The following is a 12,087-nucleotide window of genomic DNA, read 5'->3' on the forward strand; positions in this document are numbered from 1 at the left end:
TTACATATAAACAAAAAACCTTGTTAGTAAATAGTACCAACAAGGTTTTTCGTTTTTAATATTATTTAATTAATGAGATTTCATTATCGCGACCATTTCGTTTGGCGATTTTATCTGCTTTCTTTTCCTTTGCCGTTTTCAAGGGTGCTGTTTTATCAGACTTCTTTTTAACGTCTTTTTCTTTTGCCATAATAATTTTACTTTAATGGTAAAGTTCGGGTTTAAAAAAATGAAAAACTTGTACATAGATTTTTATTTGTTATATAAATCATAGATTTTATATCGGATACATTTAGAAAAATGTACAATGATTGAGCGAAATCATAAATAATGAATTATTAAAGGCGTAAATTTGAGTAGATTATAAGTAATTATTTAAACTGTTTTATTAATAATTGCTCTGATAATTTTTCAATACTACCAATGAAATTATATATAAAATATATGGTCAGTCTTCGTTGCAAAATGGTTGTACACGAAGAGCTTAATAACCTCGGCATAAAGCATGCGGTGGTTGACCTTGGTATTGTGGAAGTATTGAGTGATATCACGAAGCTGCAACGGGAAATTTTAAAGGAAAACCTGTTAAAATCCGGGCTTGAATTACTGGATAATAAAAAAAGCATTCTCATCGAAAAAATAAAAAATGTGATCACAGAAATGATCCATTATTCTGATGAAGTGCCGAAGGAGAATTTTTCCGATTACATCAGTGAAAAACTGGGTTATGACTATACTTATTTAGCCAACACATTTTCTGAGGTAAAAGGAATAACTATTCAGCATTTTATTATCGTGAATAAAATTGAAAAGGTAAAAGAACTGCTTTTGTATGATGAACTTAACCTTACCGAGATTTCTTATAAGCTGAATTATAGCAGTGTAGCGCATCTATCGAACCAATTTAAGAAAATAACGGGTCTTTCGCCTTCTTTTTATAAACAGTTAAAACAAAAACTAACCAAAAATTTAGAAGATATCTAAATTGTGTGAAATCTGTAAACTTTTTTGATTATTTTGCAAGATTTTACACTATAAAGGTTCGATATTTGTATAAATACAAATAGCTCTTATCATGGAAATAAATCGTAATATAATCAACAACAATTTTAAGATCATTGGAAACTGGGCTGTTAATTCAAGATTATTGAAAAATAAATTTTCACAATTAACTGATTTTGACTTAAAGTTTGACGAAGGAAAAGAAATTGACCTTCTGGACAGAGTGGGAAACAGACTCAGAAAAAATCGTGAGGAAGTAATGGATCTTATAAGAGAGGTAAATCTTTCATAAACTATTTTCAAATACTGATTAAAACTAAGAGAAGTAGTACATATACTTTCAACGGGTTTTAATAAGAGGATAGAAGCTTATTGGTCTCTATCCTTTTTTATTTAAAATATTTAAGGAATTAGATAACATATCAAAATATTAATTAAAAGATCATTAGTAATGAAAACAATACATCTCTTTCAGTTTAAAGATTCTATCAGTCTTAAAATTCCGTTTTTTGATGAAGAAAGTCAGCTTACAAGTTTAAATGATTTAATGACATTTGATTTGATCAACACAGAAAAAGTCACCGAATTTATCATCGAAACTTCGGATGATTTTGTTTTTGAGAACACAAAAAAAGAAGATCTATTGATGATGTGTAAAGATGCTAAAGAAACGATAGATCACTATTTCAGAACTGTTGTTAATGATTATGATGCTCTTTATACTTAAAAATTAAAAAAATAACACCAATAAATAAAAAAATAACAATCACTTAATCAAAATGTACTATTATGAAAGACCCTAAAACACCGTCTAATGAAAAAGTAAATCAACTTCAAGCACACACGACAGATAATGCTGATGAGAAACTGACAACCAATCAGGGCTTAAAGATCAACAACAATCAGGATTCTTTAAAAGCGGAAGAGCGCGGCCCGAGTTTATTGGAAGATTTCATTCTTCGCGAGAAAATCACCCATTTTGATCATGAAAGAATTCCGGAAAGAATCGTTCACGCTCGCGGATCGGGAGCTCATGGAACTTTTAAGTTAAATAAAAGCCTGAAAGAATTCACTAAAGCAAAATTTTTATCCGAAGAAGGTAAAGAAACACCTGTTTTCGTGCGTTTTTCTACAGTTGCAGGAAGCGCAGGAAGTACCGATTTGGCTCGTGACGTGAGAGGATTTGCGATTAAATTTTACACAGAAGAAGGGAATTATGATTTAGTAGGAAATAACATTCCTGTATTCTTCATTCAGGATGCGATGAAGTTTCCTGATTTAATACACGCTGTAAAGCCCGAACCGGATAATGCGATTCCACAAGCTGCTTCGGCGCACGATACTTTTTGGGATTTTATATCTTTAATGCCCGAAAGTATGCACATGATTATGTGGGCGATGAGCGACAGAGCGATTCCGAGAAGTCTTAGAATGATGGAAGGATTTGGAGTTCATACTTTTAAATTTATTAATGATGAAGGAGCTGTTCACTTTGTAAAATTCCATTTCAAACCAAAATTGGGAGTTCATTCCGTAGCTTGGGATGAAGCGACTAAAATTTCCGGTAAAGATTCAGATTTCCACAGAAGAGATCTTTGGGAGGCCATTGAAAACGGTGCTTTCCCGGAATGGGATTTCGGTGTGCAGATCATTCCTGAAGAAGATGAACATAAATTTGATTTCGATTTACTAGATCCTACCAAGTTGATTCCGGAAGAAGAAGTTCCTGTTCAATTGGTTGGAACTTTAACATTAAATAGAAATCCGGACAACTTTTTCGCTGAAACAGAGCAGATTGCATTCCACCCGGGGCATCTGGTTTCAGGAATTGATTTTACCAATGATCCTTTGTTACAGGGAAGGTTATTCTCTTATACAGACACTCAATTATCACGTTTAGGATCTCCTAATTTTCATGAGATCCCGATCAACCGTTCTTTAAATGAAGTTCATAATAACCAACGTGACGGACAAATGCGTCAGCAGATCGTAAAAGGAAAAGTAAGCTACGAACCCAATTCTATCGGTGGCGGATGCCCTTTTCAGGCGATGATGAAAGATGGCGGTTTTTCTTCTCATAACGAAAGGATTGACGGTAAAAAGATCCGTGCGAGAAGCGAAAGTTTTGTAGACCATTATTCTCAGGCTAAGTTGTTCTTTAACAGTCAGTCAGCTCCTGAAAAACAGCATTTACAGAACGCTCTTATTTTTGAACTTTCAAAAGTGACCATTCCTGCGATCAGAGAAAGAGTAGTAGGGCAGTTGGCTTTCATTAATAAAGACTTAGCAGCTACAGTCGCCAAAAAAGTAGGCGTAAAAGTTGTTGAATTAAAACAACCTAACGGAAGTATTCCCGCAGATGCTGATCCAGCAACATTACAAAGTCCTGAAAAAGAACCTTCAACAAAAAGTTCAGAAGCTTTAAGCATGGCCAATACCGTTAAAAACACCATTGAAAGCCGTGTTATTGGTTTCATCATGGAAAATGGAGTAAAAGCAGCCGATGTAAAAGCTTTACAGTCTAAATTAGAAGCAAAAGGAGCTGTGGTACAGATCATTGCAGGAAGTTTAGCCCCTGTAAAAGCGGATGACGGAACTGTTTTTGAACCTAAACATTCTTTGACGAGTACGGCAAGTGTTTGTTTTGATGCACTTTATCTGTGCAGTGGAAAACAGTCTTCAGACAATTTAATGAATGAAGATAACAAGCCCGGAACGCTTTTATTTGTCAACGAGGCTTACAAACATTGTAAAGCGATCTATTTCGGAAAAGAAACGGATGCGATCTATAAAGCCAGTTATGTGAATGATAAAAAGCATGATGACCCAGCAATTATTACTTCTGATAGTAAAGATTCAGACTCAGCTTTTATTAAAGCTATTGCTAATCACAGAGTTTGGGAGCTGGAAAAAGAAAGAAATAATCCTGCTTAATCTTTAAAGTAGACACCATGAAAATATAATGAACAGAGGAGATAAATAATCGTATTTATCATTAAAGATAAAACCATTGAATAGCTTTTGTTGAAAGACATTTGTGAAAGATGGTTTTGTTTTTTTTATTTAAAGCTAAACTTTAATCAATCTTTTTAAATGGCTTTATAAAAATATTTTGAATAATTAAATCTTAACTATGAAACCAAAACAAATTCCCGGAGTTCCTCTACAGAAAAAAGGTGGTTTTCATGATACAGAAAGCATAAAGCAATATAGCGATCAGGAAAAAACAATTGAGGAATATGCTGTTTTAAAAGAAAGATTTCTGTCAGTTAATCAATGGAAAAGCTATTGTGGTGATAGTTTTGCCGATTTCAGACTTCATGATTCTTTTGGAAATTATGTTGAGAGACTTCCGCAGGTTGGAGATTTTATAAGAATCGATATTCCGGGGCCGGGAGGTTTTGAAGCTAAAGGCTGTGATTGGGTTAAAATTATAGAGATCAGTAATCAATACCTAAATAAAGATGAATTGGAAAATCTACTGATCATCTGCATACCATCAACTATTCCAAAAAATGAAAAAAGTCATCACATTGCTCATTTCTATTCTCCTGAAGGAACTTCAATTTTTATTATCTCAAGAAGTAGAAATCACATAAAAGCTGCAATTTATGGCAGAAATGAAAGCCCAAACTGGAATGCCAATTTTTTAGATAAAATAAGAAATTTCTCAGTAGCGGTCGGCGGAATGGTTGGGATCTCAAAAATTCAATGGAAGAGGCTTTCTGATCAGTTTTTGGATTTTTAAATTTTATTTAAACTTATATTCTCCATCAAGTTTGTCATTCCGGAGGAATCTATACATCGTAATTAAAATTAATAATTTAGATTCCTCCAGAATGACAAAATGGATGAATTTCCACTTAAATATTAGTGTTGTTCGGCTAACTTTATAAAAAAAGACTGTCATATTTCAGACAGTCTTTTCTTTATTTTTTCTTTAGATCTTTAGTTATCTGTTGTTCTGCATTCTTAGCTTTTTGTTCCTGGGCTTCCTGATCTTTACGATGTTGGCGTTTAGTTTTTTTCTCTGCACGTCTTTCTTCGCGGATCAGCTTATTTGATTTTTTATTATACAAAGCCGCTATAATTCCCTGACCTTTTTTACTGAAGATCTTGATTTTCGGTTTTTCATGAGTTCCCGTTACAACAATCGGAAAACCGATCCATCCGCCGGGCGGTAAACCAACTCTTACCTGAAGATCCAACAATCCGTTGAAACTTGTAGTTCCGCTGATGGAAGGTCTTAAAACTGAAACTTTAAACGTAAATTTATCAACATGGATCAAATTATTTTTGATATGTGTTTCGATATCCACACCTTTCATATCAGGATTATCAAAACCTTTGGAACCAATATTATCGCCTACAGCAGATAACATTTTAAGATTTTTGACTTCCACATCACGAAGATTGACATTTCCTCCACCTTCTAACGACGGATAAATTGGACTCATATTTTTATCAAAATCGCCTTTTAATTTGTAGTCTAATGATACAATTCCTTTAACATCTTTTGCTGCAGTGGCCATTTCACGAACCATGTCAATTTCTTTGTAAGCTCTCTGAACATCAAAGTCCTGAACTTTAAAGGCAACATCATAATTAGCCGTTAAAGGAGATTCATCCTGATACCGGGCATCAATGTTCATTCTGCTTCCGATAATGTCAAAAGAGGTATTTTTAAGATAAACCTGCCCTTTAGTTACAGAAGCTAGTCCTTTAAGATGATTTAATCCTAAACCTTTAAATTCCACTTTTTTTGCATTCGCTTCTAGAGAAACATCAAGATTTTTAGGAACGATAACAACGCCACTACTTTTCGGATTTTCTACTTTTGCATATTCTACTTCTATGGATTTATCGGTGTTGTCACCACTTTTCAGCGCCATAAATTCATCAACCAAAATGTAGTTGGAATTCAATACAAATTTTCCGTGGAGGGTACCTTTTCTTTCAATAAAATAATTGATGGTGTTTAAAAGATAACCATTTAAAGCAAAATCTGATTTTCCGTAAGTTGCAAAAAACTTTCTGAACCACATTTTTTCATTTTCAAACTGGAAATTTCCTTCTTTGATATAAAATGATTTCGGTAGATATTCTGTGGTAGCTTTTATATTTTTAAGGATCAAAGTTCCACGGTTGTCAAGTTTACTGTACTGGCCTGTAGTTGCGTAGCTTTGTCGCCCGTTCAGAGAAAGGTCTGCCATGATCAATCCGCTGATGTCTAAACCTTTTTTAGCAAAAACTTTATAAATTCTACCAATATTTAAAACTCCTTTCGCTTTTACTTTATACAGAAGATCTTCAAAATTCTGTAGATCGGCATTAACGAAAACCGGATTTCCTTCAAAATCAAACTTAAAAGGATCTAATTTCACACCAAGGCTCTTGAAAGTACCATCAGTATTGATAATATTAGCAATTAAATTGATGTTTTGAATTGGGTTGGGATAGTATTTTGTTTTTACAAAACCGTCTTTAAGATTGATATATCCATTGGTTTTCGGGAACAGTTTTTTATCCATGCTGAAAATTCCGTTGGCTTTGATGTTGGTATCCATCAAACCACGAACTTCAATATCTTTTAATCCTAATGCCTGTTGTAGTGTCTGAAGGTTGACAGCGCCTCTGATATTGGCATTTACATTCATTTCTTTCAGACCTTTTGTTCTTACATACGCAAGAAACTTATTATTCGGACCAAGATCGAAACTTAATTTTTTAAGATCTATGCCTAATTGATCGGTATCTAATGAAGGAAGATCAATATTAAGATCCATGTTCAGATTGTTCATCGGAACTGGCGCTTTTCCATTGGAAATAAATCCGTTTTTGACTAAAAGTCGCACTTTAACTCTCGGTTTAAGGTTTTTTGGCTCGCTGAATCTTCCTTTTACATTAAAATACAGATCACTGTTCCCTTCAATTTTCGTGTCTTTTGCCCAATCGAGATATTGGGGAGGCAATACGGAGATCATTTCACGGATAGTTGTTTTTTCGGAAGCTGCTTTAATGTCGAGGTTATATCCATCTTTCAAAATACTTGCGGAACCGATGAATTTTAATGGTAAATCATTGACCCTTAATTCGTTCTTTCTTAATACAAAAGTTAATGCATTGGTGTTGATCCTTGTAATAAGATCTGCGTGTAATTTCTTTTGTTTTGCGTAATATATTCTGTTAAGACTAAAATCTACTTTGTCAACATCAAGATTGGTTTCCAGATCGAAAATATCTTCGCTTAATCCGCCTTTTCCGGTATAATTCAATCCTTTGGCATCCACTAAAATTCTTGCAGCATGATCAATATACTTTACATGGCTGTTTTTAATTTTAATAAGATCCAACTTAATAGATGTGCCAGCTTCTGTAGTATCTTTCGGTGCCGCTGAAGGTTTTGAGATGTAAACGTTGTAGTTGGCTTCACCCTTTGTGTTTACAAAAACATTCGCATAGGCATCGGATACATATATTTCATCGATTTTAACTTCGCGATTGAAGATCAGGTTTTTTAAGTTGATTCCTACAGCGACTTCTCTTGCAGACAATAAAGTATCATTCTGAAAAGGTTTTGAACCTTGTAAAATAAAATCATCCACAGAAACCGTAAGAGACGGGAAGTGACGGAAAAACGTAAGATGTGTTTTCTTATAGTTTAGTTTTCCTGCAAGATGCTGATTGGCAAATATTTTTACCTGCTCAGAAATTGTTCCGGGAAATAGAAGAGGAATAATAAACATCAAAAATAAAATTGATGCCAATGAAATTCCTGTCCATTTTAGAATTTTCAAAATTATTTTTTTTAATTTTTCCATAAATCGATAATTTTGATTTTAGCAATATTTTTTAGATATGAATAACAATAATAAGTTAATGGATATCTAAAATCAAGCCATTTATCATGAAAAAAATCAAAATATCTTCCAACATATTTAAAAGATTTAAATTTTAAAAAGAGAAACTTATTTAAATATTCGAACCTAAATTTCGAGTGTTAAAAGTCTATTTATTTTCTAATTTTTTCAAGGCTTTAAAGATCTAAAATGATTTATTTGAAAAAAAAATAATGCATATTTATTTTTTTTGACTTAAATTTATCACTTAAACGAGAGTTTTTATTTTTTAGAAAATATAATTTAGAATATCATAGATTCAATTAGTTAAAAACATTAATTAGACAGCCTTAAAGTCGATGATTTGGAGGCTGTTTTTATTTCAAAAACTCAATTAAAATTAATATACCATTATGAAAAATCTTTTTAAGTATGTCCTATTTTTATCGGTCACATTATTGTCAGTTTCTTGTAGCTCGGATAGAGATGAAATTATTGATGAAACGGGAGGTGTTATCCATGTTTTTTACAAAAATGCAGACGAATTTGCTTTAACGTATGATACAGGCGGAACGGTAAGTCAGCCAATCCGAAATCAGGCATTTGATCTTTATAAATTAGGTAAATGGGGCGAACTGGAAACTCTGTTTAAAAATAATAATCTAAATGGCGGATGGCCTCCAGCAAATGGCGGATACAATATCGTTGATGAAGTTCCTCTTACAGCCGGACAAAAATTTGACAGATACAGCGGAGCTATTGGCAATTATACAGGAAACGGAATTCCCAATTTAGGAGGAAGTTTTACAAGCCCGATCGTAAACGGATATGTTTATACTTTTAGTCAGAGAGCTTTAAATCAAGAAGAAAATAAATATGATTTCTATTATGAGATTGATGTTTTGAATAATTTATTACCTTTCAAATCTCAAACAGCAGATGTTATTCCTTGGTTTGGACAAGTTGGCAAGGGAAAACAAACGATGTGGAAAATCTCAATAGATCCTGCAACCGGTTATCAGAAAACATGGAATAAGTTGGCGCAGGAAGGATATATAAAAGTGACAATTAAGAAAAGCCCAAGCGGAAAATACAATAACTTGGCAGGAACGGTTATTCAGTAATAAATAAATTGAAATGTATTCAATATCAAAAAAAATAAATATTCTTGAAAAAGCTCTTGTCACAAAGAGCTTTTTTAGCAATGATGAAATTATTCCATCTGCTGTAACAAAATTTACGTGTTGCCATTGCAATTCTGAAAATAAGATTGAAATAAAACCGTATGAATCGGGATTTCCAATTCTTCAAATTTATGATGAAGAAAAAGTTTTATCTAAAAATGAATTATTGAGAAATAAAATGGTTTCCGAAACTTCAACTAGAATGCAACATTTTGGGGAGTTGACGGTACGTGATCTTCCAACGCTTTATTTTGGAACAGATTGTTCGTCTTGTCATTCAAAATATATATGCATATTCAGTTACGGAGAAAAGCAGCCGGGACTGACTTTATTAGAAATTTCGGGTGTTTGGAATTATGAATAATATCATTTTGATTTAAAAATATCGATACAAAAAAAATCTGCCTCAGAATTGAAGCAGATTTTTTTATTCTAAGGAGTAAATTATTTTAAGATTTGATTGTCATAAAGTATATTATCATCTTCATCAAAACTTATGATAAGTACTTTATATTGTTTTGCACTGTCGTTATTATAGAATTTAATTCTTGGAGGAACATAATCGCTGTCAAATAAATTTGGATTCCAGTATAATGTTTCTCTAGTGTCATTTTCGACTTTCGAATCATCGTCTAACATTTCAAGGGGAAATTCTGAAGGTTTATCATAACCTTTCACTACCGCTAAGTTATTTTTTTTGGTTTCTTTTTCATTATTTTTTGATTTCAGATTACCTCTCATGGTATAGATTACTACGGCATTGCCTATTAATCCTGATCCTTTTATAACTTTCACCATCGCAATATTACTGATAGGAAGACTTGATATCATACTTGGATCAGTAGGTGTTTCATCCAAATATAATTTAGCCTGGCTACCACGAATATAGGGAACATTTTCCCCTGAGCTATTTCGTTGAAATGATAAACCAGCAGCTCTTCCCTGTAACCAATCTAAAATATTGGTTGATCCTGCAGCATGTTGGTCTTCATTTACAAAGTCAAATATGGTTGCATCTACAGAATTAAACATCCCGCTAGACAGCTGTTTGTTTAATTCTTCTTTTGGATCTTGTTTTTTTCCTACTAATTTTACTTCTTCGATTTGTACATCAACGTTCTCCGTTTTTTTGTTGTTTTTCTGAGTGTTGATGGCTCTTGAAATAGTTGGAGAAAGTTTTTTATTTTCAGCTGCTTTTACCAATTTGTATTTTGTACTGGGGAAATTGCCTTTAAATTGTATTGGGTTTACTAATGGTTCTACTGTAACGAATAAGTTATCTGTATTTGATTCTTTATCTTTTTCCGGATTTACAAATAACGAAACCGCCAAAGGTTCATTGAAGTTAAGGTTATCTAAATAAATATATCCATTTTGATCAGTTTTAAATAGGCTGACCGTAGGTTGTCCTTCTCCTAATTTTAAAGCTAAAGTTACAGCAGCATCTCTCAAAATAGCATTGTCTTTAATCGGTTTTACTTTATAAGAAAGAAATTTTTGAGAACTGGTTTTAATAGTAGGTGTAACTCCGCTAAGCACGGAATTCCAATCAAATCTTTTCCAATTTTCGGAAATAAGCAGAGCATCCAAAGCTTCACTGTTGGCATTTTTAGAAAAATACTGTGCCGGCTTGTCTATTTTGGAAGTAAAGTCTCCTGTAAGCCAAAGGCTACTCAAAATATTTTCTTCTTCTGTGTTGTTGCTTCCGTCATCATCGCTTACCACAACAGTATAATTTTTAAAATATGATTCTGGAGAAAGATCAATACTATTGAATGATCTTGGTGTTTGTTTTAAATTTTTACCGATAATTTCAGCTTTTTCAACCTTTAAATTATTGGGTTTAATAAAGCAAAGTCTTTTTGCAACCAGATTATCCTGTTCATCAAAAATGGCTAATTGTAAAATAACGTTGGCACCATTGCTTATTTTCGTTGGAATAAGACTTGAAGCTTCATTGGTTAACTGATTGATATTTGCCTTATAAGCAAGATGGTTATTGATGGTTCCTACAATTTTATAATTTTGGAGCTGTTTTGTTAAATTAACTCCTTTTAAACTGTATTTAATCCCTTCATTAGAGCTGGAAACTTCTAAATTAAGGCCGCTGCCTGCAACTTCCGGTAAATCTATAGTCTGTTTTTTTCCTGTATTATCCTGAATTATGGCTTGGTATTTTTTGCCTAAAGTTGGAGTTATTTTAAAAGAAGCAACATTTGTATCAAACGATGTAAAAGTCGTGATAGACACATTTGGATTTTGAGTATCTATTATTTTTCCGGTCCAGCTTTCTGGTAAAGAATTTTCGCTAGATAATCTTACGGCAAATTTCGTAGGCATACCGTTGATGAAATTTCCACCTTCCGGAAAGGCTTTAGCAGACCAATCAGAATTTTTAGAAATCTCTAACGATTCAGTCGATTTGGGATTATAAATCGGAATGGTTTTAACAATCTGAAAATCTTCACTAAAATTAGTCATGTAAGGAGTGTAAGCTCTCACGAAATAAACCTGCTCCGGAAGATCTTCTTTAAGTTTAAAATCTCCGCTGCCTTCACCATTGGTAAGAAGTATGGTTTTCCAGTCGATTAATTTTTTATCAGAATCATACAATTCAACAAATAGAGTGGTAGACAATAAAGAACGATTATATCCATCGAATACAAAGCTTTTAAACCAAATCTGGTCACCCGCTGCATATTGGGACTTGTCGGTAAGTAAGTATACCTTTTCCTGTTCGTAATTATTCTCAAGATTGGTAATTGCTTTTTCTAGTTTAGTTTGTGAAAATACAGGTTGCACACTTGAAATAAGCAATAAAAAGAATATATTTTTCATAGAGATCTTAGCGCATTCTTTAATGCTATGCTAAATTACTTACCAAAATTGATATTTACCTTCTAATTTTAAAATTTAAGGAGATTTTAACTATTGAGGTCTGTAAAAAAGAAATTTATTACTGTATTTTAGCTTTAATGTTAATCTGGAAGCATACAAAACTCCTTTTTCGAAAATGAAAATTTTCTTGAACATAAAAAATCCACAACTGAAAAGCTGTGGAT

The 12,087-nt window shown here is 32.8% G+C and carries 10 protein-coding genes; 7 read left to right on the forward strand and 3 right to left on the reverse strand.

Annotated elements, in window-relative coordinates:
- Positions 1-61: 61 nt before the first annotated feature.
- A complete protein-coding gene (locus tag EG348_RS22005) occupies positions 62-190 on the reverse strand; it encodes a hypothetical protein (RefSeq protein WP_262696684.1) in 129 nt (42 codons plus the stop codon).
- Positions 191-423: 233 nt separating this feature from the next.
- On the opposite strand from EG348_RS22005, the gene EG348_RS17415 reads away from it, so the two are divergent.
- The 5 genes from EG348_RS17415 (at position 424) to EG348_RS17435 (ending at position 4,750) form a co-directional block, all read left to right on the forward strand.
- Positions 424-984: a helix-turn-helix domain-containing protein gene (locus EG348_RS17415; protein ID WP_228414774.1), complete on the forward strand. Its 561-nt coding sequence runs from the start codon at positions 424-426 to the stop codon at positions 982-984.
- 91 nt (positions 985-1,075) lie between these two features.
- Complete coding sequence (locus EG348_RS17420; protein WP_123984242.1) at positions 1,076-1,294, forward strand: hypothetical protein; 219 nt, start codon at positions 1,076-1,078, stop codon at positions 1,292-1,294.
- 159 nt (positions 1,295-1,453) lie between these two features.
- Positions 1,454-1,729: a heme oxygenase gene (locus EG348_RS17425; RefSeq protein WP_123984243.1), complete on the forward strand. Its 276-nt coding sequence runs from the start codon at positions 1,454-1,456 to the stop codon at positions 1,727-1,729.
- A gap of 62 nt (positions 1,730-1,791) precedes the next feature.
- Positions 1,792-3,936 (forward strand): catalase, encoded by a 2,145-nt coding sequence (locus EG348_RS17430; RefSeq protein WP_123984244.1) that lies wholly within the window; start codon positions 1,792-1,794, stop codon positions 3,934-3,936.
- A 199-nt stretch (positions 3,937-4,135) separates the two neighbouring features.
- A complete protein-coding gene (locus tag EG348_RS17435) occupies positions 4,136-4,750 on the forward strand; it encodes a hypothetical protein (protein WP_123984245.1) in 615 nt (204 codons plus the stop codon).
- Between the two features lie 181 nt (positions 4,751-4,931).
- Here the strand turns inward: EG348_RS17435 and EG348_RS17440 are convergent, their stop codons facing one another.
- Positions 4,932-7,823 (reverse strand): AsmA-like C-terminal region-containing protein, encoded by a 2,892-nt coding sequence (locus EG348_RS17440; protein WP_123984246.1) that lies wholly within the window; start codon positions 7,821-7,823, stop codon positions 4,932-4,934.
- A gap of 431 nt (positions 7,824-8,254) precedes the next feature.
- On the opposite strand from EG348_RS17440, the gene EG348_RS17445 reads away from it, so the two are divergent.
- Positions 8,255-8,965, forward strand: coding sequence for a glycohydrolase toxin TNT-related protein (locus EG348_RS17445; RefSeq protein WP_123984247.1), 711 nt, complete (start codon positions 8,255-8,257; stop codon positions 8,963-8,965).
- Positions 8,966-8,978: 13 nt separating this feature from the next.
- Positions 8,979-9,389, forward strand: a complete 411-nt coding sequence (locus EG348_RS17450; protein WP_123984248.1) for a hypothetical protein — start codon at positions 8,979-8,981, stop codon at positions 9,387-9,389.
- Between the two features lie 80 nt (positions 9,390-9,469).
- On the opposite strand, the gene EG348_RS17455 is transcribed toward EG348_RS17450, so the two are convergent.
- On the reverse strand, positions 9,470-11,863 hold the full coding sequence (locus tag EG348_RS17455) for a hypothetical protein (protein ID WP_123984249.1): 2,394 nt from the start codon (positions 11,861-11,863) through the stop codon (positions 9,470-9,472).
- Positions 11,864-12,087: the final 224 nt, after the last annotated feature.

This window comes from Chryseobacterium sp. G0201, assembly GCF_003815655.1.
GTDB lineage: Bacteria > Bacteroidota > Bacteroidia > Flavobacteriales > Weeksellaceae > Chryseobacterium.